The sequence below is a fragment of the Kitasatospora sp. NPDC002551 genome, assembly GCF_040296005.1.
GTDB lineage: Bacteria > Actinomycetota > Actinomycetes > Streptomycetales > Streptomycetaceae > Kitasatospora.
In genome coordinates, this window is record NZ_JBEOWI010000061.1 from 20,680 (window position 1) to 42,514 (window position 21,835).

The 21,835-nt window shown below is 74.0% G+C and carries 23 protein-coding genes; 6 read left to right on the top strand and 17 right to left on the bottom strand.

The window, feature by feature from the left end:
• Nucleotides 1-10 precede the first annotated feature (10 nt).
• The 5 genes from ABT093_RS34190 to ABT093_RS34210 form a co-directional block, all read right to left on the bottom strand.
• Complete coding sequence (locus tag ABT093_RS34190) at nucleotides 11-1,219, bottom strand: acetylornithine transaminase (protein WP_350570990.1); 1,209 nt, start codon at nucleotides 1,217-1,219, stop codon at nucleotides 11-13.
• Nucleotides 1,216-2,091: an acetylglutamate kinase gene (argB, locus tag ABT093_RS34195; RefSeq protein ID WP_350571017.1), complete on the bottom strand. Its 876-nt coding sequence runs from the start codon at nucleotides 2,089-2,091 to the stop codon at nucleotides 1,216-1,218. Before argB ends, ABT093_RS34190 begins: the two co-directional genes overlap by 4 nt.
• 88 nt (nucleotides 2,092-2,179) lie before the next feature.
• Nucleotides 2,180-3,352 carry a bifunctional glutamate N-acetyltransferase/amino-acid acetyltransferase ArgJ gene (gene argJ / locus ABT093_RS34200; protein ID WP_350570992.1) on the bottom strand — a complete coding sequence of 391 codons (1,173 nt, stop codon included), beginning with the start codon at nucleotides 3,350-3,352 and terminating at the stop codon, nucleotides 2,180-2,182.
• A complete protein-coding gene (gene argC / locus ABT093_RS34205) occupies nucleotides 3,349-4,377 on the bottom strand; it encodes an N-acetyl-gamma-glutamyl-phosphate reductase (RefSeq protein WP_350570993.1) in 1,029 nt (342 codons plus the stop codon). Before argC ends, argJ begins: the two co-directional genes overlap by 4 nt.
• A gap of 111 nt (nucleotides 4,378-4,488) precedes the next feature.
• Nucleotides 4,489-5,709, bottom strand: a complete 1,221-nt coding sequence (locus ABT093_RS34210; RefSeq protein WP_350570994.1) for a methyltransferase — start codon at nucleotides 5,707-5,709, stop codon at nucleotides 4,489-4,491.
• A 114-nt stretch (nucleotides 5,710-5,823) separates the two neighbouring features.
• Here ABT093_RS34210 and ABT093_RS34215 point away from each other — a divergent pair, with 114 nt between their 5' ends.
• Both ABT093_RS34215 and ABT093_RS34220 read left to right on the top strand, forming a co-directional pair.
• Nucleotides 5,824-6,228 carry a VOC family protein gene (locus ABT093_RS34215; RefSeq protein ID WP_350570995.1) on the top strand — a complete coding sequence of 135 codons (405 nt, stop codon included), beginning with the start codon at nucleotides 5,824-5,826 and terminating at the stop codon, nucleotides 6,226-6,228.
• Between the two features lie 37 nt (nucleotides 6,229-6,265).
• Entirely contained in the window at nucleotides 6,266-6,640 is a 375-nt protein-coding gene (locus ABT093_RS34220) for an RNA-binding S4 domain-containing protein (protein WP_350570996.1), read from the top strand.
• A 120-nt stretch (nucleotides 6,641-6,760) separates the two neighbouring features.
• Here ABT093_RS34220 and ABT093_RS34225 read toward each other — a convergent pair whose 3' ends face one another.
• From ABT093_RS34225 to ABT093_RS34235, 3 genes are all read right to left on the bottom strand, one after another.
• Entirely contained in the window at nucleotides 6,761-7,270 is a 510-nt protein-coding gene (locus tag ABT093_RS34225; protein WP_350570998.1) for an FBP domain-containing protein, read from the bottom strand.
• Between the two features lie 79 nt (nucleotides 7,271-7,349).
• The gene (locus tag ABT093_RS34230; RefSeq protein WP_350570999.1) at nucleotides 7,350-7,895 is read right to left on the bottom strand and encodes an HD domain-containing protein; all 546 of its coding nucleotides are present in this window, start codon (nucleotides 7,893-7,895) and stop codon (nucleotides 7,350-7,352) included.
• Nucleotides 7,892-8,779 (bottom strand): SAM-dependent methyltransferase, encoded by an 888-nt coding sequence (locus tag ABT093_RS34235; RefSeq protein ID WP_350571001.1) that lies wholly within the window; start codon nucleotides 8,777-8,779, stop codon nucleotides 7,892-7,894. The genes ABT093_RS34230 and ABT093_RS34235 overlap by 4 nt, the downstream gene beginning before the upstream one ends.
• A 275-nt stretch (nucleotides 8,780-9,054) precedes the next feature.
• On the opposite strand from ABT093_RS34235, the gene ABT093_RS34240 reads away from it, so the two are divergent.
• Nucleotides 9,055-9,948, top strand: a complete 894-nt coding sequence (locus ABT093_RS34240) for a polysaccharide deacetylase family protein (protein WP_350571002.1) — start codon at nucleotides 9,055-9,057, stop codon at nucleotides 9,946-9,948.
• An 87-nt stretch (nucleotides 9,949-10,035) separates the two neighbouring features.
• Nucleotides 10,036-10,167, top strand: a complete 132-nt coding sequence (locus ABT093_RS34245) for a hypothetical protein (RefSeq protein ID WP_350571004.1) — start codon at nucleotides 10,036-10,038, stop codon at nucleotides 10,165-10,167.
• Nucleotides 10,168-10,228: 61 nt separating this feature from the next.
• Here the strand turns inward: ABT093_RS34245 and ABT093_RS34250 are convergent, their stop codons facing one another.
• A complete protein-coding gene (locus ABT093_RS34250; RefSeq protein ID WP_350571005.1) occupies nucleotides 10,229-11,047 on the bottom strand; it encodes an SDR family NAD(P)-dependent oxidoreductase in 819 nt (272 codons plus the stop codon).
• 291 nt (nucleotides 11,048-11,338) lie between these two features.
• On the opposite strand from ABT093_RS34250, the gene ABT093_RS34255 reads away from it, so the two are divergent.
• Nucleotides 11,339-12,208 carry a 3-hydroxybutyryl-CoA dehydrogenase gene (locus ABT093_RS34255; RefSeq protein WP_350571006.1) on the top strand — a complete coding sequence of 290 codons (870 nt, stop codon included), beginning with the start codon at nucleotides 11,339-11,341 and terminating at the stop codon, nucleotides 12,206-12,208.
• Between the two features lie 73 nt (nucleotides 12,209-12,281).
• Here ABT093_RS34255 and ABT093_RS34260 read toward each other — a convergent pair whose 3' ends face one another.
• The 8 genes from ABT093_RS34260 to infC form a co-directional block, all read right to left on the bottom strand.
• Nucleotides 12,282-13,118 (bottom strand): chitosanase, encoded by an 837-nt coding sequence (locus ABT093_RS34260; RefSeq protein WP_350571008.1) that lies wholly within the window; start codon nucleotides 13,116-13,118, stop codon nucleotides 12,282-12,284.
• A 201-nt stretch (nucleotides 13,119-13,319) separates the two neighbouring features.
• Complete coding sequence (gene pheT / locus ABT093_RS34265; RefSeq protein ID WP_350571010.1) at nucleotides 13,320-15,821, bottom strand: phenylalanine--tRNA ligase subunit beta; 2,502 nt, start codon at nucleotides 15,819-15,821, stop codon at nucleotides 13,320-13,322.
• The gene (gene pheS / locus ABT093_RS34270) at nucleotides 15,821-16,942 is read right to left on the bottom strand and encodes a phenylalanine--tRNA ligase subunit alpha (RefSeq protein WP_350571011.1); all 1,122 of its coding nucleotides are present in this window, start codon (nucleotides 16,940-16,942) and stop codon (nucleotides 15,821-15,823) included. The genes pheT and pheS overlap by 1 nt, the downstream gene beginning before the upstream one ends.
• 258 nt (nucleotides 16,943-17,200) lie before the next feature.
• Nucleotides 17,201-18,304 carry a sensor histidine kinase gene (locus ABT093_RS34275; RefSeq protein ID WP_350571012.1) on the bottom strand — a complete coding sequence of 368 codons (1,104 nt, stop codon included), beginning with the start codon at nucleotides 18,302-18,304 and terminating at the stop codon, nucleotides 17,201-17,203.
• Between the two features lie 118 nt (nucleotides 18,305-18,422).
• On the bottom strand, nucleotides 18,423-19,289 hold the full coding sequence (locus tag ABT093_RS34280) for a TrmH family RNA methyltransferase (RefSeq protein ID WP_350571014.1): 867 nt from the start codon (nucleotides 19,287-19,289) through the stop codon (nucleotides 18,423-18,425).
• A gap of 108 nt (nucleotides 19,290-19,397) precedes the next feature.
• The gene (rplT, locus tag ABT093_RS34285) at nucleotides 19,398-19,793 is read right to left on the bottom strand and encodes a 50S ribosomal protein L20 (RefSeq protein WP_030395970.1); all 396 of its coding nucleotides are present in this window, start codon (nucleotides 19,791-19,793) and stop codon (nucleotides 19,398-19,400) included.
• Between the two features lie 109 nt (nucleotides 19,794-19,902).
• A complete protein-coding gene (gene rpmI, locus ABT093_RS34290; RefSeq protein ID WP_045701618.1) occupies nucleotides 19,903-20,097 on the bottom strand; it encodes a 50S ribosomal protein L35 in 195 nt (64 codons plus the stop codon).
• Nucleotides 20,098-20,237: 140 nt separating this feature from the next.
• Nucleotides 20,238-20,960: a translation initiation factor IF-3 gene (gene infC, locus ABT093_RS34295; RefSeq protein ID WP_350571018.1), complete on the bottom strand. Its 723-nt coding sequence runs from the start codon at nucleotides 20,958-20,960 to the stop codon at nucleotides 20,238-20,240.
• A 460-nt stretch (nucleotides 20,961-21,420) separates the two neighbouring features.
• On the opposite strand from infC, the gene ABT093_RS34300 reads away from it, so the two are divergent.
• Entirely contained in the window at nucleotides 21,421-21,798 is a 378-nt protein-coding gene (locus ABT093_RS34300; protein WP_350571016.1) for a DUF1844 domain-containing protein, read from the top strand.
• Nucleotides 21,799-21,835 lie beyond the last annotated feature (37 nt).

Here is a 21,835-nt window from a genome sequence, read left to right on the forward strand (position 1 = left end):
TTCTCCCGGACTACGCTCGGTTCGCATCGTCCGGGGCGTCCTCGCGGACGGCCCGCAGGACGGCCGGCAGCGCCGCGAGGAACGCGTCGGCCTCCTGCTCGGTGAGCACCAGCGGCGGAGCGAGCCGCACCGCGTCCGGCACGGCGGCGTTCACCAGGAAGCCGGCCTCCTGCAGGCCCGCCTGCACCTTCGCCGACACCGGCTCGGTCAGCACGATGCCCAGCAGCATCCCGGCCCCGCGCACGTGCGAGACCAGCGGGTCGCCGAGCGCCTCGACGCCGTGCCGCAGCCGCTCGCCGATCTTGCGGGCGTGCTCCAGCAGGCCCTCGGAGTCGATGGTGTCGAGCACCGCGAGGCCGGCCGCCGCGGCCACCGGGTTGCCGCCGAAGGTGGTGCCGTGCTGGCCCGGGGTGAGCAGCTCGGCCGCCCGGCCGAAGGCCAGCACCGCGCCCATCGGCAGGCCGCCGCCGAGCGCCTTGGCGAGCGTGACCACGTCCGGCTCGATGCCCTCGAAGGCCTGGTGGGCGAACCAGTGGCCGGTGCGGCCGACCCCGGTCTGGATCTCGTCCAGGACGAGCAGGGTGCCGGTGGCGCGGGTGATCTCCCGGGCGGCGGCCAGGTAGCCGTCGGGCAGCGGGATCGCGCCGTTCTCGCCCTGGATCGGCTCCAGGAAGACGGCGGCGGTCTCGGTGGTGACGGCCGCGCGCAGCGCCTCGACGTCACCGAAGGGGACGTGCGTGACGTCGCCGGGCAGCGGGCGGAACGGCTCCTGCTTGGCGGGCTGGCCGGTGAGCGCGAGGGCGCCCATGGTGCGGCCGTGGAAGCCGCCCTCCAGGGCGACCAGGTGGGTGCGGCCGGTCCGGCGGCTGATCTTGAAGGCGGCCTCGTTGGCCTCGGCGCCGGAGTTGCAGAAGAACACCCGGCCCGGGCGGCCGTCCAGGCGCAGCAGCCGCTCGGCGAGGGTGACGGTGGGTTCGGCGATGAAGAGGTTGGAGACGTGGCCGAGGGTGGCGATCTGGCGGCTCACGGCCTCGACGACCGCCGGGTGGGCGGTGCCGAGGGCGTTGACGGCGATGCCGCCGAGCAGGTCGGTGTACGCCTTGCCGTCGGCGTCCCAGAGCGTGCTGCCCTCGCCGCGGACCAGCGGGATCCGCGGGGTGCCGTAGTTGTCGGTGAAGGAGTGCTGCCACCGCTCGGTGAGCTGGGCGTTGGAAGTCATGCGAGTCCCCCGGTCACGGTCGGTTCGTCGTCCGGCACGACCATCGTGCCGATGCCCTCGTCGGTGAAGATCTCCAGCAGCAGGCTGTGCGGCACCCGGCCGTCCAGGACGCGGGCGGTGCCGACGCCCGAGCGCACGGCGCGCAGGCAGCCCTCCATCTTCGGGAGCATGCCGCTGGCCAGGTCCGGCAGCAGTTCCTCCAGCTCGGAGGCGTTGAGCTGGCTGATCACGTCGTCGGAGTTCGGCCAGTCCTTGTAGAGGCCCTCGACGTCGGTGAGGACGACGAGCATCTCGGCGCCGAGCGCGACCGCGAGGGCGGAGGCGGCGGTGTCGGCGTTGATGTTGTAGACGTGGCCGTCGGTGCCGCGGGCGATCGAGGAGATCACCGGGATGCGGCCGTCGGAGATCAGCGCCTTCACCGCGCCGGCCTCGATGTTGACGATGTCGCCGACCAGGCCGATGTCCACCTGCTCGCCGTCCACCACGGCGTACCGCTTGACGGCGGTCATGGTGTGGGCGTCCTCGCCGGTCATGCCGATCGCGAACGGGCCGTGCTGGTTGAGCAGACCGACGAGCTCGCGCTGCACCTGGCCGGCGAGCACCATCCGGACCACGTCCATGGTCTCCGGGGTGGTGACCCGCAGGCCGTTGGTGAACGAGGACTCCAGGCCGAGCCTGTCGAGCTGGGCGCTGATCTGCGGGCCGCCGCCGTGCACCACGACGGGGTGCAGGCCGGCGAAGCGCAGGAAGACGACGTCCTTGGCGAAGGCGGCCTTGAGCTCCTCGTCGACCATGGCGTTGCCGCCGAACTTGATCACCACGGTCTTGCCGTGGAAGCGCTCCAGCCACGGCAGGGCCTCGATGAGCGTCATGGCCTTGGGCAACGCGGTGTTGTTGCGGGCCTGTTCGCCCTTGGGTGCGATCTGCACTGTTCTGCTTCCCCGGCTCTGGTGGCGGCTGTCAGGTGGAGTAGGCGCTGTTCTCGTGCACGTAGTCGGCGGTGAGGTCGTTGGTCCACAGGCTGGCCCCGGCCCCGCCGGCGTTGAGGTTCGCGGTGATGACCACCTCGCGGCCGGTCATGTCGACGAGGTCGCGGTCCTCCCCCACGCTGCCGTCGCGGCAGACCCAGACACCGTTGATCGCGACGTCCAGGCGGTCCGGGTCGAAGGCGGCGTCGGTGGTGCCGATCGCGGCCAGCACCCGGCCCCAGTTCGGGTCCTCGCCGTGGATGGCGCACTTCAGGAGGTTGTTGCGGCTGATCACCCGGGCGACCTCGACGGCCTCCTGCTCGGTGGCGGCGCCGGTGACGTCGATCCGGATGTCCTTGCTGGCGCCCTCGGCGTCGGCGATCAGCTGACGGGCGAGGTCGGCGCAGACGGTGCGCACCGCCTCGTCGAACTCGGCCGGGTCCGGGACGGTGCCGGACGCGCCGGAGGCGAGCAGCAGCACGGTGTCGTTGGTGGACATGCACCCGTCGGAGTCGATCCGGTCGAAGGTGGTGCGGGTGGCGCCGCGCAGCGCCGCGTCCAGGGCGGCGGCGTCGGCCTCGGCGTCGGTGGTGAGCACGACCAGCATGGTGGCCAGGCTCGGGGCGAGCATGCCGGCGCCCTTGGCCATGCCGCCGACCGTCCAGCCGGCCGGGCTGGTGACCTGCGCGGTCTTGTGGACGGTGTCGGTGGTCTTGATGGCGATCGCGGCCCGCTCGCCGCCGGTGGCGCTGAGCGCGGCGGCGGCCGTGGTGACGCCGGGCAGCAGGATGTCCATCGGCAGCCGCACGCCGATCAGGCCGGTGGAGGCGACGGCGACCTCGCCGGCGTTCAGCCCCAGCTCCCCGGCGACCTTCTCGGCGGTGGCGTGGGTGTCCTGGAAGCCGAGCGGGCCGGTGCAGGCGTTGGCGCCGCCGGAGTTGAGGACGACGGCGGAGACCGTACCGCCCTTGAGGACCTGCTCGGACCAGAGCACGGGGGCGGCCTTGACCCGGTTGGCGGTGAAGACGCCGGCGGCGGCCAGCAGGGGCCCGTCGTTGACGACGAGCGCGAGGTCGGGGGTGCCGGAGGCCTTGATCCCGGCGGTCACGCCGGCGGCCCGGAAGCCCTGGGCGGCGGTGACGCCGACGTTCTGGTGGTCGGTCACGGTGCGACTCCGTTCACGGGAAGGCCCAGCTCCTCGGGCAGGCCGAGGGCGATGTTCATGCTCTGCACCGCGCCGCCGGCGGTGCCCTTGACCAGGTTGTCGATCGCGCTGATCGCCACGATCCGCCCGGCGGCCGCGTCCAGGGCGACCTGCACCAGGGCGGCGTTGGAGCCGTAGACACTGCTGGTCTGCGGCCACTGCCCCTCGGGCAGCAGGTGGACGAACGGCTCGTCGCCGTACGCCCGCGCGTAGGCGGCGCGCAGCTCCTCGGCGCCCACCCCGGGCTTCGCCTTCGCGGAGCAGGTGGCGAGGATGCCGCGCGGCATCGGGACGAGGGTGGGGGTGAAGGAGACGGTGACCGGCTCACCGGCGAGCGGGGTGAGGTTCTGGGACATCTCCGGGGTGTGCCGGTGGACGCCGCCGACGCCGTAGGCGCTGACGCTGCCCATCACCTCGCTGCCGAGCAGGTGGGTCTTGGCGGCCTTGCCCGCGCCGGAGGTGCCGGAGGCGGCGACGACCACGGCCTCGGGCTCGGCCAGGCCGGCCGCGTAGGCGGGGAACAGCGCGAGCGAGACGGCCGTCGGGTAGCAGCCGGGGACGGCGATCCGGTTGCTGCCCTTGAGCGCGGCGCGGTGGCCGGGCAGCTCGGGCAGGCCGTAGGGCCAGGTGCCGGCGTGCGCGGAGCCGTAGAACTGCTCCCAGTCGGCGGCGGCCTTGAGCCGGAAGTCGGCGCCGCAGTCGACGACCAGCACGTTCGCGCCGAGCGCCTCGGCGACGGCGGCGGACTGGCCGTGCGGCAGCGCCAGGAACACCACGTCGTGGTCGGCCAGTACCTCGGGGGTGGTCGGTTCCAGGACCCGGTCGGCCAGCGGCAGCAGGTGCGGCTGGAGCAGGCCCAGCCGGGTGCCCGCGTTCGAGCCGCCGGTCAGCGCCCCGATCTCCACCTCCGGGTGGCCGAGCAGCAGGCGCAGCACCTCACCGCCCGCGTATCCGCTCGCGCCGGCGACGGCGACTCGCAATGCCATGGCGTTCCTCCTTCGTCGTGGCATGAATATACGCAGTACGGAACATTCATGCAAGGGAGGGTGCGAAGGACCGCCGCCCGGCCCGGCGTCCCGGGCGGCGCGGGCACGCGGTCAGCGCTTGACGGCCCTGAGCACCACGAACTTGGGGTTGCCCGCGACCGTGCGGCAGTTGCCGAACAGGCGGCGCAGCTTGACGTGGTAGCCGAGGTGGCGGTTGCCGACCACCCACAGCTCGCCGCCCGGGCGCAGCGCGCGGCGGGCGCCGGTGAACATCCGCCAGGCGGTGGCGTCGGTGGTGGCCTGGTGGGAGTGGAAGGGCGGGTTGGTGAGGACGAGGTCCACCGAGCCGGCCGGGACGGGCGCGTCGCTCAGCGCGTCGGCGGTGAGGAACTCGGCGGGGGCGTCGGGGCCGAGGTTGGCGCGGAAGGTCTCCTCGGCGGAGGCGACCGCCTGGTGGGACTCGTCGACGAAGAGCAGTTCGGCGCCGGGGGCGGCCAGGGCGGCGGCGGTGCCGACCACGCCGTTGCCGCAGCCGAGGTCGACGATCCTGGCGCCGGGGGCGGCGGTGGGCAGGTGGGCGAGCAGGAAGCGGGTGCCGATGTCGAGGCGGTCGGCGCAGAAGGTGCCGGCGTGGTTGACCACGGTGCGGCCCGAGGCGGGGCCGATGTCGCCGGGCAGGGCGTAGCGGTGCGGCCAGGGGTTGGGACCGGGGTCGGCGGCCCGGCCGGGGGTGCACAGGATCAGCCGGGCCTTGCGGACGGCGAGCGAGGTGCGGGTGGGGCCGAGGATCCGCTCGAAGAGGTCGAGCGTGGAGGTGTGGATCTCGGTGGTCATGCCGGTGCCGAGGACCACGGTGTCCGGGCGCAGGGACGGGGCGAGCCGGTGCAGCTGGTCCTCCAGCAGGGCGAGGCTCTTGGGGACGCGCACCAGCAGGACGTCGGTGGACGCGGGCGGGGTGTCGCGGGTGGTGAGCAGCCGGGCGGCCCCGGGGGCGGCGCCGGCCCGGGCGAGGTTGGCCGCGGTGGCGCGCTGGGCGAGGTGCGAGTCGCTGATCTGGGTGATCCGCGCCGGGGCCCGCTCGGCGGGGGCGGTGGCGAGGGCGGTGGTGAGCGCGCCCCAGCGGTCGCCGAGGACGGTGACGGCGCGGCCGGCCAGGGCGGTGGCCCGGCCCTCGGCGGAGTCGGCCTCGCCGGCCAGGTGCCGCAGCAGGTACTCGTCGGCGGCGTCCCAGGCGCGCAGCCGCTCGCGCGGGTCCTCCGGGTAGCGGGTGAGGCCGAGGGGGCCCCACGGGGTCGGGAAGGGGGTCACGGCGGCGGTGGCGAGGTGGTTCATCGCCGCCCAGGCTAGCCGACCGGCTGCCGCGCGGGGACCGGCGCCCGACCGGCGCCCGCGCGGGGACCGGGGCGGCGGCCGATACTGGGAGGGCCCGACGGAAGGGGCACGGCCATGGACTGGAAGCTCGAAGTGGTGGTGGTCCCGGTGACGGACGTCGACCGGGCGAAGGTCTTCTACGAGGAGCGGGTCGGCTTCGCCGTCGACCACGACACCCGGATCCGGGACGGGGTGCGGGTGGTGCAGCTGACGCCGCCCGGCTCCAGTTGCTCGATCGTGGTGGGCACCGGGCTGACGGACGCGCCGGCGGGCTCGCTGAAGGGGCTGCAGCTGGTGGTGCCGGACATCGACCGGGCGCACGCGGAGCTGGTGGCGCGGGGCGTGGAGGTGAGTCCGGTGCAGCACTTCGAGGACGGGGACCGGGTGGACGGGCGGGGCGAGCTGTGGAACTCCTTCGTCTTCTTCAGCGATCCGGACGGCAACGGCTGGGCCGTCCAGGAGGCGCCCGGCCGGCGCTGAATCCGGCGCCGGGCACGGGAGGACCTAAGCTCGGAGGATGGTCGAAGACGAGGGAAGCGTCCGGGTGGACAGCTGGATCTGGTCGGTGCGGCTGGCCAAGACGCGGTCGGCCGCGGCGGCGGCGTGCAAGGCCGGGCACGTGCGGGTCAACGGTGATCGGGCCAAGCCGGCGCAGGCGCTGAAGCCGGGCGACGAGGTCCGGGTGCGCCTGGAGGGGTGGGAGCGGGTCGTCGTGGTGACGAAGCTGATCCGCAAGCGGGTCGGCGCGGGGGTCGCGGCGGAGTGCCTGGTGGACAACAGCCCGCCGCGTCCGGCGCGCGAGTTCGTCGCCGCGCCGGGCGTGCGCGACCGGGGCGCCGGGCGGCCGACCAAGCGCGACCGCCGGGAGATGGACCAGCTGCGGCGGCACTGAGACGGGTCCGCGGCAGGAAGCACCGGCAGGGCGTCGCGCACGGCGGTCTCCACCACGGCGCCGGCCGGACTGCCGGCGGGGCCGGGGCCGCGCGCCGCCGGGGCCGCGCGCGGCCCCGGCTCAGCCGGCGAGGGTGTCGGTGCGGACCTCGGTGAGGAAGGCGTCCAGGTTCGCCACCGTGCGGGCGATCTGCTCCTCCACCGGGAGCGACTCGTTGGGCCGGGTGACCGAGGCGGAGTTCTTGCGCCCGCGCACGTAGAGCGAGCAGGCGAGGTCGGCGCAGAGGTAGGTGCCGACGGTGTTGCCCTCGCGGCCCGCCGCGCCCGCCCGGCGGGCCGTGAGCAGCGCGACGCCGGAGCCCGCGTGGGCGGTGACGCACAGCGAGCAGACGTTGGTCTTGGTCAGGCTCCGCCGGAACGACGGCACCCGCAGGGTGACGCCGACCAGCGCGCCGCGGTGCTCGGCGACCAGGTAGGCGCGGTCGGGCGCGCCCTGGTCCCGCCAGCCCAGGAAGTCGAGGTGCTCCCAGGGGAGTTCGGCCAGCCCGCGGGGCAGGCTGAGCCGCCGGGCCTCGCCCTTGGAGCAGTTGACGAAGGACGCGCGGATCTCGGTCTCGTTCAGGGCTCGCATGCCCGGCAAGCTAACACCGGACCAGCGGGCGCGTCGCCCGGTTTTTCCCGGGCCGCCCGTCCGCCGGTGGCCCGGGACGTCAGGCCACCGGGTGCGCGGCCTGGACGGCGAGGCGCCGCGGGGCGTCCGCGCCGATCCCGGCGAGCAGGTCGTCGAGGCCGAGGAACACCTCCCAGGGCTCGCGCCCGGCCGCCTGCGCGAGGCGGGCCACCACCCGGTCCTCCAGGTCGCGGACCCGGCTGTCCTTCCAGGCCTTGTCGGCCAGGCCGACCAGCAGGTCCTCCAGCGTGGTGCCGGGGTCCGTCCAGCTGCCGTGGGTACGGGCGAAGCGGGCCAGGCGCTCGGGGACGCCGCGGGCGAGCAGCAGCCCGTACCCGGCCCGCTCGTGCAGCGAGCCGGGGACGGAGAGCTCCTCGCGGTGGACGACCTTGCCGATGTCGTGGGTGGCGGCGCCGAACAGCACGGCCTCCCGGTCCACCGGCACGCCGTACCCGGCGCAGCCGTCCAGGACGGCGGCGGCGACCTCGTGGACCAGCCCGAGGTGGGCGACCAGCCGGGGCGGGGCGCCGACCTCGGCGAGCAGGGCCGCGGCGGTCGCGGGCAGCGGCGCGATCCCGTCGGTCACGCCCGCTTGAAGGCGACGCCCGCGTACGCCGAGACGTCCTGCCAGCCCTCGGGCAGGTCGGTGGTGCGCACGTGACCGGCGTCCGGGCGCCAGAGCGGGAGCTGGACGAGGCCGGGGCCGGCGAACTCGAAGTCGCCGAAGAAGGGCTCGACGGCCGCGCGCGGGCGCAGCACCAGCGGGGCGCTCGCGCTGCGGTACACCCGGGTGCCCTCGGCGGCGCTCTCCCGGGAGGCGAAGTCGGGGCTGCCGTGCGAGAGGATCAGCGCGCTGCCGGGGGCGAGCGCCTCGCGCAGGGTGCGGACGATCCGCTCGGCGCCGTCCTCGTCGCGGATGAAGTGCAGGACGGCGACCAGCATCAGGGCGACCGGTTCGCCGAGGTCGACGGCGCCGCGCAGGGCGGGGTGGGCGAGGATCGCCTCGGGCTCGCGCAGGTCGGCCTCGATCACCGAGGTGTGGCCGGCCGGGTGGCCGGCGAGCAGGGCGCGCGCGTGGGTGGCCACGATCGGGTCGTTGTCGACGTAGACGACCCGGGCGTCCGGGGCCACCCGGCGGGCGACCTCGCTGGTGGAGCCGACGGCGGGGATGCCGGTGCCGATGTCGACGAACTGCCGGATGCCCCGGCCGGCCGCGAACTCGACGGCGCGGCCGAGGAACTCGCGGTTGGTGCGGGCCAGCAGCCGCAGCGCCGGGTAGGCGGCGATGGCGGCCTCGGCGGCCTTGCGGTCGGCCTCGAAGTTGTCCTTGCCGCCGAGGTAGTAGTCGTACATCCGGGCCGTGTGCGGGACCCCGGTGTCCAGTTCGGTCGGCGGCTGCCAGTCCCCGGCGCGCGCCCACTCCCAGTCGGTGCCGGTGACGCCGCGCGCCGCCGTCCTGTCCTCGGTCATCTGCCGCCCCCTGGTGTTCGCGTCCGTCCGGGGTGCCCCCGCCGGACGGTTCCTGTCGCTTCCGCCCCGCTCCCGGCAGGCGGCCGGTGGCGGCCCCCACCGCACGGTGCGCCGTGATCGTAACCGACGAAACGCCATCGAAACAGCGGCAGTTCAGGTTTCCGCAGCATCCGAACCATGGTGTGTGTGCACGTCAACACCGTGTGCGGGGTGGCCGGTCCCGGCCGAGGCGAGCGGTCGCCGCCGGGGTGTCGCCGTCCCTATGCTGGCTGCCGATGACTGCCGACCGGCGCACCGTCCTGCGCACCACCGTCAAACTGGCCGCGCTCGCCGCCGGCGGCCTGCTCACCGCCTGCGGCGACCCCGGTCGCCGCCGGGCCGACCCGGGGGTGTTCGCCGCGCGTCCGGAGGCGGTGGACCCGTCGGGCACCGTGGATCCGGCCTGGGCCGGCGGCGAGGGGCCCGCCTCGCCGGAGCCCGCCGGGACGACGGCCGCCGCCTCCCCCGCACCGGCCGCGACCGCCACCGCCCCGCCCGCCCCGCCGGTGCTGCCGCCGCTGGCGCCCGGCACCCCGGTCGAGGTCGCGTACGGGCCGCGCACCGGCCGCGGCGTCGCCCTGACCTTCCACGGCAGCGGCGATCCGGCGCTCGCCGCCGCCCTGCTGGAGATCGCCGAGCGGCGCGGCGTCGGGCTCACCGTGATGGCCGTCGGCAGCTGGCTCGACCAGCAGCCGCAGATGGCCCGCCGGATCCTGGACGGCGGCCACGAGCTGGGCAACCACACCCAGAACCACCAGAACATCTCGACCATGCCACCGGACCGGGCACGCGCCGAGATCGCCCAGTGCGCGGAGCGGCTGCAGCGGCTCACCGGCTCGATCGGCCGCTGGTTCCGCCCGTCGGCGGCCCAGTACGCGACGCCGATGGTGCGGGAGCAGGCGAAGGCGGTCGGGTACGAGCACGTGCTCTCCTTCGACGTGGACCCGCGCGACTACGCCGACCCGGGCGCCGCCGAACTGCAGCGCCGGGTGCTGGGCTCGGTGCGCGGCGGCTCGGTGGTCGCCCTGCACCTGGGCCACCGCTGCACGGTCGACGCGCTGCCGGGCATCCTCGACGGCCTCGGCAGGGCCGGGCTGACCCCGGTCACCGCGAGCCGCCTCTTCGCCTGACCCCCGGTCGGCCGCCGTTCGGAGCGTGCGATGCTTCCGGGATGCGGTACGTCATCATCGGGGCGGGTGCGGTGGGCGGCACGATCGGTGCCCGGCTGCACGAGGGTGGCGGCGCCGCTCAACGAGGCCCTGCAGCGGCTGGCCGGGGAGTTCGCCCGCACCGGCCGGGCGCCGGGCTCGCTCACCGAGCGGGAGCTGGCGGAGCTGCGCGCGCTGTGAACCGGACCGCGGCGACCCGGGCCGTCGTGCCCCGGACCGCCGCGCCCCGGACCGCCGCGCGTCAGGCCATCGGGTCGTCGGGCCCGTAGGGGCGCAGCCGCAGGGTGCGGGCGTCCGCCACGCGGATCTCCTCGGCGCGGCGGACGAGTTCCTCCAGGTTGTCGCGTCCGGCGTGCAGGAAGCGCCCGTGCAGCGCGTCGAAGCGCCCGCGGGCGGCGTCCACGACGACGGCGACCATGTACGGGATGGAGCCCCAGCTCGTGGTGTCGCGGAACATCGGCATGCCGGCGGTCATGTCGGTCTCGACCGCGCCGGGGCTGATGTCCAGGATCACCACGTGGTGCTCGGCGAGCGGGTCGGCGAGGTTGTCGGAGAGCTTGAGCAGCGCGCCCTTGGAGGTGGCGTACGCGGTGTACTGGCCGTCGGGGCGCAGCGCGAAGCCGGAGTTGAGGTTGACGACGCGCCCGCGCCGGCGGCGGACCATGCCGGGCAGGACGCAGCGCAGCAGGTTGTAGGGGCCGCGCAGGTTGACCTCGACGACCTGCCACCACTGGTTGACGTCGGTCTCCCAGAGCGGGACCTCGGCGCGGTCGATCTGGCCGGCGTTGTTGACCAGCAGGTCGACGGGGCCCAGGTCGCGTTCGACGACGCGCACGGCCTCGCGGACCGAGCCGGGGCGGGTGACGTCGGCGGTGACGGCGACGCCGCGCGAGCCGTGCCGCGCGCACTCCTTGAGGGTGTCGGTGAGGGTCTCGTGGGTGCGCCCGACGAGGCCGACGGCCATGCCCTCGGCGGCGAGGCCGATGGCGGTCTCCCGGCCGATGCCGCGGCCGGCGCCGGTGACCAGGGCGACCTGTCCCGCGAGCGATCCCGTCGGCATGGCGTGCTCCCTCCGTCCGTCCAGGACCACCCTCGGTCCGGGCCCGCATTCTGTCGCCCGGCGGGCGCGGGCGGGGCGCCAGCGCACGGGCGACGCGGGCGGGCCCACCCGTTCGGGGGAAGGCGCGGGGCGGCGGGTCGGCCGGGGAGGGGATGACCTACTGGCCGGTAGGGAGTAGTAACGTCGTCGGGGCGGTGCACCGGTCCGCACATACCGGTGCCCCGAACCGCCGAACAGCAGCTGCTGGGCCACCACGCTGGGCGACCCCCAGCACCACCGAAGGGCAACTGAGTGAGTGACATCGCGCGCATCGGAGTGATCGGCTGCGGACTGATGGGGTCGGGCATCGCGGAGGTGTTCGCCCGGGCGGGGCTGGAGGTCCTGGTCGCCGAGGCGAGCGGGGAGGCGCTGGAGTTCGGGCGCGCCCGGCTGACCAACTCCCTGGACACCGCCGTGAAGCGCGGCAAGCTGACGCAGGAGCAGCGCGACGAGGCGCTGTCCCGCCTGGCGTTCACCGTCGACCTGGCGGACTTCGCGGACCGTGACCTGGTGGTCGAGGCGGTCGCCGAGCGCGCGGACGTCAAGGTGCAGATCTTCGAGACGCTGGACCGGGTGGTGGAGCGGCGGGACGCGATCCTGGCCTCGAACACCTCCTCGATCCCGATCGTGAAGCTGGCCGCCGCCACCACCCGCCCGGAGCAGGTGATCGGCCTGCACTTCTTCAACCCGGCGCCGGTGCAGAAGCTGGTCGAGGTGATCCCGACGCTGACCACCTCGGCCGCCACCACCGACCGGGTGGAGGCGTTCGCCACCGAGGTGCTGCAGAAGTCGCCGATCCGCGCCCGCGACCGGGCCGGCTTCGTGGTGAACGCGCTGCTGGTGCCGTACCTGCTGTCGGCGGTGCGGATGTTCGAGTCGGGGGTGGCGACCGCCTCCGACATCGACAAGGGCATGGAGGCCGGCTGCGCCCACCCGATGGGCCCGCTGCGGCTGTGCGACCTGATCGGCCTGGACACCATCGTGTCGATCGCCGAGTCGATGTACGACGAGTACAAGGAGCCGCTGTACGCCGCTCCCCCGCTGCTGTCCCGGATGGTCGACGCGGGCCTGCTGGGCCGCAAGTCCGGCCGCGGCTTCTACGACTACACCGCGACCGCCTGACGCCGGTGGGCGGGAGGTCCGGCCGGGGGCCGGCTCCTCCCGCCACCGCGCCGCGGCGGCCGGCCGCCGGCGGTCAGCTGTTGATGGTGTAGCTGTCGCCGTAGACCTTCCACTTCAGCGGCGGGTTGAGGTCGAAGTTCCCGGCGTTGAGGAAGACCAGCTGCTCGGTGTCGACCCGGCTGGTGTCGGCGTGGGCCTCCTCCTGCTTCATGACGACCTTGCGGGCCTCCAGGAAGGCCTTGAGGTAGGTGGCCTCGTCGCCGCCCTGCGCGGGGGTCCTGGCCTTCTTCATGGCGGCCGCGCGGATCCCGCCGAAGCTGTCGGAGCTGGTGCCGGGGCCGTGCATGACGATGGCGTCGTAGTAGATGAACTGGCCGAGCGCGCGCAGGCCGTCGGACTTGGCCCGGCTGACCGAGGGGTTGAAGTAGACCCGGTCGCGCTCCTCGTTCTGGGCCTGCTGGAAGACGGTGTCCTTGGCGGCGGTGACCCAGTCCCGCTCGAAGGCGGAGCCGAGCCCGGAGTGCGAGTCGGTGCCGTTGACCTTGCGCAGCGCCGGGAGGTACTTGGCGAGGATGTTGCCCGGCTTCAGGTCGGTGTAGTGCTCGACGAGTTCGAGCATGTCACCGGTGCCGGAACAGAAGCCGATGATGCCGGCGGTGTAGCCGCGGCCGTCGTTGATGTCCTCGATGTACTTGTACTGGGCCTTCCAGTCGAGGGAGGAGTTCTCGGCGCTGGACACCAGCTGCATGGCGATGTCCTTCTTGTGCGGGTCGTCCAGGCCCACGGCGGCGAGCCGGACGGTGCCGGCGGCGGGCGCGGCGTGGACGGTGCCGGCGGCCGCGACGGTGGCCGGGGCGGCGACCAGCAGGGCGGCGAGGGCGAGGCGGACGGTGCGGTGCTGGGTACGCATCTGACGCTCCGTTTCCCTGATCCGGGCATGGGGGTGGCCGGACCCGTGAGAGTTAGGAAAGTTTCCTAACTTGATTGAAGCGTTCACGCCGGGCACGGCGCAAGGGGATTGCCCGCAAAGGCACGCGAAAGGGCCCCGACCGGCGTACCGGTCGGGGCCACTTCGGCAGAACGCCCCGGGCAGGGCGCACTTGACGGGGCGTCAGGCGCCGCGCAGCACCGCGCCGGTGCGGGCGACGGCCTCGGCGACGGCCGCCTCGCGGGCGGCGCTCGCCTCGTCGGCGGTCAGCGTCCGGTCCGCGGCGCGGAACCGCAGCGCGTACGCCAGCGACTTCCTGCCCGCGCCGACCTGCTCGCCGGTGAAGACGTCGAACAGCCGGATCGCCTCCAGCAGTTCGCCGGCCCCGGCGCGGAGCGCGGCCTCCACGTCGGCGGCCGGCACGTCGGCGTCGACGATCAGCGCGACGTCCTGGGTGGCCACCGGGAAGCCGGAGACCGCCGGACCCTCGACCCGCGCGGCGCCGTCGGCGGCCAGCAGGTCCAGGTCGAGCTCCATCGCGCCGGTGCGCTCGGGCAGGCCCATCGCCTTGACGACGCGCGGGTGCAGCTCACCGGCGTGGCCGACCACGCGGTCGGTGCCGGCCACCACCAGCTCGGCGCAGCGGCCCGGGTGCCACGGCATCAGCCGGCCCTGGCGGGCGGTCAGCTCGACGCCGGCGGCGCGGGCCACCGTGCGGGCGGCCTCGATGGCGTCGGCCCAGGTCGCCGGAGCGCCCTTGCCCCACCAGCCGGACGGCAGCCGCTCGCCGGCCAGCGCGACGGCGACCCGGCGCGGCTGGTGCGGCAGCGCGGCGTCCAGCGCGGCCAGCTCCTCGTCGCTGGGCCGGCGGTCGACGGCCGGACGCGGGGCGACCGACAGCTCGTCCTTCGGCAGGAACACCGTGCCCGTCTCGAAGATCGCCAGATCGGTGTTGCCGCGGCCGACGTTGCGGCGCAGCGCCCCGAGCAGGCCCGGCAGCAGCGTGGTGCGCAGCCCCGGCTCCTCGTCGTTCAGCGGGTTGACCAGGGTGACGGTCCGCCGGCGGCGGTCCGCCGGCTCCAGGCCGAGCGACTCGAAGGAGGCCTCGCCGACGAACGGGTAGTTGTTGACCTCGACGTAGCCGGCGCCGGCCAGCGCGACGCCGACCCGGCGGTGCATCCGCTGGGCCTCGGTCAGGCCCTTGCCCGGCGGGACGGTGGGCATCCGGGCGGGGACGTTGTCGTAGCCCTCCAGCCGGATGACCTCCTCGGCGAGGTCGTACGGGTCGGTGAGGTCGGGGCGCCAGGTCGGCGGGGTGACCTCCAGGACGTCGGCGCCGGCGACCGAGCAGCCGATCTCCTGCAGGCGCCGGGTGACGGTCTCGCGGCCGTACGCGGTGCCGGCGACCCGGTCCGGCAGGTCGGCGGCGATGGTGATGGTGCGCACCGGGTGCGGGGCGGCGATGTCGGTGACACCGGCCTCGGCGGTGCCGCCGGCGATCAGCACCAGCAGGTCGACGGCGCGCTGCGCGGCGGCGCGGGCGGCCTCCGGGTCGACGCCGCGCTCGAAGCGCTTGGACGCCTCGGAGGGCAGCTTGTGGCGCTTGGCGCCGCGGGCGATGGCGACCGCGTCGAAGTGCGCCGCCTCGATGATCACCTCGGTGGTGCCCGGGCCGGCGGCCGGGTCGAGGATCTCGGTGGAGGCGCCGCCCATGACGCCGGCCAGGCCGATCGGGCCGCTGTTGTCGCAGATCAGCAGGTCCTCGGCGGACAGCGTGCGCTTGACACCGTCCAGGGTGGTGAGGCTCTCGCCGTCCTCCGCCCGGCGGACCACGATGGGGCCGTCGACGCGCTGCTTGTCGTAGGCGTGCAGCGGCTGGCCGACCTCGAGCATCACGTAGTTGGTGATGTCGACGGCGAGCGAGATCGGGCGGATGCCCGCCTTCTGCAGCCGGCGCTGGAGCCAGATCGGGGACTTGGCGGCCGGGTCGAGGCCGACGACCGTGCGGGCCACGAAGCGGTCGCAGCCGGCCGGGTCGTTGACCTTGACCAGGTAGCCGAAGGAGTTGGCCGGCGGCACGTCGAGCAGCGCCGGGTCGGCCAGCGGCAGCCCGTACGCGGCGGCGGCCTCACGGGCGACGCCGCGCATGGACAGGCAGTAGCCGCGGTCCGGGGTGACGGCGATGTCCAGCACCTCGTCGACGAGCTGGAGCAGCTCGATGGCGTCGGTGCCGGGCTCGTACTCGGGCGGGAGCACGATGATGCCGTTGTGGTCGTCGCCCATGCCGAGCTCGCGGGCCGAGCAGATCATGCCGGCCGAGGTCTGGCCGTAGGTCTTGCGGGCGGAGATCGGGAACGGGCCGGGCAGCACCGCGCCGGGGAGCACCACGACGACCTTGTCGCCGACGGCGAAGTTGCTGGCGCCGCAGACGATCTCCTGCGGCTCGCCGGTGCCGTTGGCGTCGCCGACGTTGACGAAGCAGTGCCGGATCGGCTTCTTGAAGCCGGTCAGCTCCTCGATGGAGAGCACCTCGCCGACCACCAGCGGCCCCTTGAGGTCGCCGCCGAGCTGCTCGACGGTCTCGACCTCCAGGCCGGCGCGGACCAGCCTCTCGGCCACGTCGCGGCCGGTCTCGCCGGCCGGCAGGTCGACGTACTCGCGCAGCCAGGAAAGCGGGACGCGCATCAGATCTCCATCCCGAACGGGAGGGTGAAGCGCACGTCACCCTCGACCATGTCGCGCATGTCGGCGACGTTGTGACGGTTCATCAGGATCCGCTCAAGGCCCAGGCCGAAGGCGAACCCGCTGTAGCGGCTCGGGTCCACGCCGCAGGCGACCAGCACCCGCGGGTTGACGACGCCGCAGCCGCCGAGCTCGATCCAGCCCTCGGAGCCGCAGGTGCGGCAGGGGCGGTCCGGGTTGCCGACCGACGCGCCGCGGCACACGAAGCACTGCAGGTCGATCTCGGCGCTCGGCTCGGTGAACGGGAAGTACGAGGGCCGCCAGCGCAGCTCCAGGCCGTCGCCGATGAGCGTCGAGACCAGCTGCTCGATGGTGCCCTTGAGGTCGGCGAAGGTGATGCCCTCGTCCACGGCCAGGCCCTCGACCTGGCGGAAGACCGGGGTGTGGGTGGCGTCCAGCTCGTCGGTGCGGTAGACCCGGCCGGGGCAGACGACGTAGACCGGGGGCTCGCGGTCGAGCAGGGTGCGGGCCTGGACCGGGGAGGTCTGGGTGCGCAGCACCACGCCGGAGTCGGCGGAGCCGTCCGGGGCCTGGACGAAGAAGGTGTCCTGCATCGAGCGGGCCGGGTGGTCCGGGCCCAGGTTGAGGGCGTCGAAGTTGAGCCACTCGGCCTCGACCTCGGGGCCCTCGGCCACCTGGTAGCCCATCGCGACGAAGGTGTCCTCGATGCGCTCGGCCAGCGTGGTCAGCGGGTGGCGGGCGCCGCGCGGGGTGCGGTCGTAGGGAAGGGTGACGTCCACCGCCTCCTCGACCAGCACACGGGCGTCGCGCTCGGCCTCCAGTTCGGCCTGCCGCTTGGCGAGCGCCTGGTTGACGGCGCCCCGGGCCTGGCCGATCAGCTTGCCGGCGGCGGCCTTGGCGTGCGGGGGGAGGGCGCCGATCTCGCGGTTGGCCAGGGACAGGGCGGAGCGGTCGCCGGTGTGGGCGACCTTGGCCTGCTTCAGCTCGTCGAGGCTGGTGGCGGCGGCGAACGCGGCGACGGCCTCGTCCCGGGCCGCCTCCACCACCTCGGGCTTGAGGGCCTCGACCTCGACCGGGTCGTACGACTTGTTGGGTGCCGACATCTCTATCTTTCCCGTGCTCCTGCTCGTCCGTGCTCAGGTAAGGGGCTCGTGCCTTCGCGTCACGCCCGGCGTGGCCGGGGCACGGGCAGCCGTTCTCCGAACGAGGGAGGCGGGGTGTCCGCGGCTCGGCCGCGCCGGGCGTTCCACAACGCCAAAGGTCGAGTGTAGTCGCAGCGCTTGGCGCGACTGCCGTCAAGCCCGCCCGGGGGACCGACCACCACGCGCTCACAGCATGCTGTGTTCGTCGTTCGTGCTCCTTCAGAGCATGAAGTCGGGCACCCCGGCGGGCAGGATAAATCGGAACCGGGCGCCGCCGCCGGGCGCGCGGTCGACGCGGATCGAGCCGCCGTGGGCCTCCACGATGCCCTTGACGATGTAGAGGCCGAGCCCGGTGCCGCCGCGCTTGGAGCCGCGCCAGAAGCGGGTGAAGACGCGCGGCACCGCCTCCTCGGGGATGCCGCTGCCTTCGTCGCTCACGGTGACCGCTGTGCCTTCCACGATGCGGGGCGGGGTGCCGGGGCGCTCCCAGACGGGGGCCTCGACGACCTCCTTGGCCGGTGCCACCTCGATGGTGACAGTCCCGTCACCGTGCCGCACGGCATTTTCCAGCAGGTTGGCGAGCACCTGGTCCACCTTGTCGGGGTCGGCCCACAGCACGGTGAGCGGCTCGCTGACCCGGACGTCGAAGCGCTCCTCGGGGATGCCGGTGGCGACCTTGCGCTCGACGTGCCGGCGCACCGCGGCGGCCAGGTCGACGACCTGCTTGCGCAGCTCCAGCCGGCCGGCGTCGATCCGGGAGATGTCCAGCAGCTCGGCGATCAGCCGGGTGACCCGGTCGGCGTCGGCGTCCACGGTCTCCAGCATCAGCCGCTTCTGCCCGTCGGTGAACCGCTCCCACTTGGCGAGCAGGGTCGCGGTGAACCCCTTGACGCTGGTGAGCGGCGAGCGCAGCTCGTGCGCGACGGTGGCGATCAGCTCGGCGTGGCTGCGCTCGGTGCGCCGGCGGGCCTCGGTGCCGCGCAGGGCGATCACCAGCCGCTCCAGCGGTTCCCCGGGCCGGCTGCGGACGTAGCGGGCGGAGACGAGCACCTCGCGCCCGCCGGGCAGCAGCAGGTTGCGCTCCGGCTGGCCGGTGCGCACCGCCAGGCCGCCGTACGGGTCGGTCAGCTGCCACCAGCGGCGGCCGTCGAGGTCCTCCAGCGGCAGGACGTCCTCCAGCGCGCTGCCGAGCGCCGCCTGCGCGGCGACGCCGGTCAGCCGGGCGGCGGCCCGGTTGAAGCGGACCACCCGGCCCAGGGCGTCGGCGACCACCAGGCCGTCCGGCAGGTCGTCCGGGTCGAGCTCTGGCCCGCTGCCGACCATGGGTGTCCTCCCCGATTACCCACCGTGTCTTTCCCCCCACCGAGGCAGACCCTAGCGCCTCGCAGCCCCCTGTAGTAGGGCCCGCGTCATCGGGCCCCCGGCGAGTTGCCGGCGCGGGTCAGCGCGTGGCGCGGCACCCGCCGGGAGAGCGCTGGGCGCGGGCCGAGGCGTAGAGGCAGACGGCGGCGGCGGTGGCCAGGTTGAGGCTCTCGGCGTGGCCGTGGATCGGCACGCGCACGACCTCGTCGGTCAGTGCGCGGGTCTCCTCCGGGAGCCCCCACGCCTCGTTGCCGAACACCCATGCGCCCGGCGCGCCCAGGGTGCCCTCGTCGAGCTCCTGGTCGAGGTCGCGCTCCCCCGCGCCGTCGGCGGCCAGCACCCGCACCCCGGCCTCGCGCAGCCTGCCGATCGCCTCCTCGACCGGCACGCCGACGGCGACCGGGAGGTGGAAGAGGCTGCCGACCGAGGCCCGCACGGCCTTCGGGTTGTAGAGGTCCACGGAGGCGTCGGTGAGCACCACGGCGTCCGCGCCGGCCGCGTCGGCGGTGCGCAGCACGGTGCCCGCGTTGCCGGGGTCGCGCACGTGGGCGAGCACGGCGACCAGCCGGGGGCGGGCGGCGAGCACGTCGGCGAACGGCGTGTCGATGAAGCGGCAGAGCGCGACGATGCCCTGCGGGGTCACCGTGTCGCAGATCCCGGCGACCACCTCGTCGGTGGCGGTGAGCACCGGCAGCCCCTCGGCGAGGGCGGCCTCGACGATGGCGGCGTGCCGCTCGGCGGCCTCGGGGGTGGCGTACACCTCGACGACGGCGTGCTCGCCCGAGCCCGGCAGCCGCCCGAACGCGACGGCCTCGCGCACGGCCTGCGGGCCCTCGGCGAGGAAGCGGCGCTCCTTGCCGCGCTGGCTCCGCTTGGCGAGCCGCCGGGCGGCGACCACGCGGGGCGAGCGCAGGGAGGTGAGCAGGGGGGTGTCGGTGCTCGGCATGATCTCGTCTCTGTCCTGGCTGACCGGGAGGACCGGGGTAACGCAAAACCGGACCCGCAGGATCGAGCCTGCGGGTCCGGTCAGCTCAACTCGACTGATCCAGGAGGATCAGGCGGCGTCGGCGGCGGCCTTCGGGGCGTTCACGTCGGCCGGCAGCGCCTTCTGGGCCACCTCGACCAGGGCGGCGAAGGCACCCGGGTCGTTGACGGCCAGGTCGGCCAGCATCTTGCGGTCGATCTCGACGCTGGCGGCCTTCAGGCCCTGCACGAAGCGGTTGTAGGTGATGCCGTTGGCACGGGCCGCAGCGTTGATGCGCTGGATCCACAGCTGACGGAAGTCGCCCTTGCGCTTCTTGCGGTCGTTGAAGTTGTAGACCAGCGAGTGGGTGACCTGCTCCTTGGCCTTGCGGTACAGGCGCGAGCGCTGGCCGCGGTAGCCGCTGGCGCGCTCCAGGATGACCCGGCGCTTCTTGTGGGCGTTCACTGCCCGCTTGACGCGTGCCACTTGATTACTCCTTGGGTTGGACCACGGACTACTTCACGTGGTCCGTCATTCGAATGGGTCGGGAAGGATCAGCTGCCCCGCACGCGGCTCGCGCCGGGCGGGAGGGCGATCACTTGCCGAGAAGCTTCTTGATCTTCTTGGCGTCGGCGGGGGCCAGCTCGATCGTCCCGGCCAGCTTGCGGGTCAGCGTGGAGGGCTTGTGCTCCAGGAGGTGGCGGCGGCCGGCGCGCTCGCGCAGCACCTTGCCAGAGCCACTGATCTTGAAGCGCTTGCTGGCGCCACTGTGCGTCTTCTGCTTCGGCATTTCGCCGTATCTCCTCGTCGGTCCGTCCACGCCCGCGCGGTGTGCGCCGCGCGGGCGTGAAGGAATGGATCTGCGGTGACCGGGCGGGGCGCCCCGTCACCCTGGTGGCCGGTCTCCCGGGCTCTGCTGACCTGGGAAGGTCAGGCGCCCTGGGAGGCCTCGGCCGGCTGCTCGACCGGAGCGTCGGCCTCGGGGGCCTCCGTCTCGTCGGCGGCGTCCTGGACCTCGGCGAGCTCGGCGGGCTCGGCATCGGCGTCGGCCTCGACGGCGGCGTCGGGGCCGACGGTGCGGCCCTGGCGCTCGGCCTTGCGGGCGTCAGCGGCGGCGCGGGCCTCGGCCATCGCCTCGGTCTTCTTCTTGTGCGGGCCGAGAACCATGATCATGTTACGGCCGTCCTGCTTCGGCGAGGACTCGACGAAGCCCAGGTCCTGGACGTCGTCGGCGAGCCGCTGGAGCAGACGGAAGCCCAGCTCGGGGCGGGACTGCTCACGACCGCGGAACATGATCGTGATCTTGACCTTGTCGCCCTGCTTGAGGAACCGGACGACGTGACCCTTCTTGGTGTCATAGTCGTGCGGGTCGATCTTCGGCCGGAGCTTCATCTCCTTGATGACCGTGTGCGCCTGGTTCTTGCGCGCCTCACGGGCCTTCATGGCCGACTCGTACTTGAACTTGCCGTAGTCCATGAGCTTGCACACCGGCGGCCGGGCGGTCGCCGCGACCTCGACCAGGTCGAGGTCGTACTCCTGCGCGAGCTCCAGCGCCTTGGCAAGCGGCACGATGCCGACCTGCTCGCCGCTGGGACCGACGAGTCGCACCTCGGGGACGCGAATCCGGTCGTTGATGCGGGGCTCGGTGCTGATGGGGCCTCCTCGGTTGCACCTTCTGCGATGCGGCCGTCGGACGGCGGTCGCACGTAGTGGACTCGACCACTGGGCGGGGCTTCATTCGTGCTGCGCTGTACCCGGCTCCCTTCGGCCGTTCACACCGCGACACGAAAAAAGCCCCGCTCGGTACAAGCGGGGCTCCACACAACCGGGGGCGGCACCCGGTGAGGGGTGCTGCGGCGACCGTCGGCGCACTGGGCGCCCGTCGCGGACCGGACCCGTCGACCGCGAGGCCGATCAGGTGGGAGACTTTCGCGGTTGCCCTCTCGGGCCTCCTGGGTGGAGCCTCCACTTGCTGGCCGGACATCCGCGAAGACGTCTGGCCGGTCAGTCTCGAAGCATACAGCGCCGGGGGGTCGAACGCTATTCCGCCCCCGCGCGCCCCGGCTTGTACGCTCCCTCTGTACGGACACCGGCACGACGGAACGAGCCCCCCTTGAGCAGCGAGCCCATCCAGAACCCCGCCGCGGACGACGAGGCCATCGGCTTCGACGACCTCACCCGGGACATCGCCGAGGTCCCGGCGGTCGAGGTGATCACCACCGTCGCGGTGCACCTGATGAGCGCTGCCGCCGTGAAGTGCGGCCTCGCCGAGGGCGGCGAGAAGGACAAGGACCTCGACGAGGCCCGCAAGCTCATCACCGCGCTGGCCGGACTGGTCACCGCCGGCGCCCCGGAGATCAGCAACTTCCACGCCGCGCCGCTGCGCGACGGCCTGCGCTCGCTGCAGCTGGCCTTCCGCGAGGCCTCGATCGTCCCGGACGCCCCGGGTGCCGGCCCGGGCGAGAAGTTCACCGGTCCGGTCTACTCCTGAGGCCCCCGGCGGGCGGCCGGCCCGGTCACGTGACCGG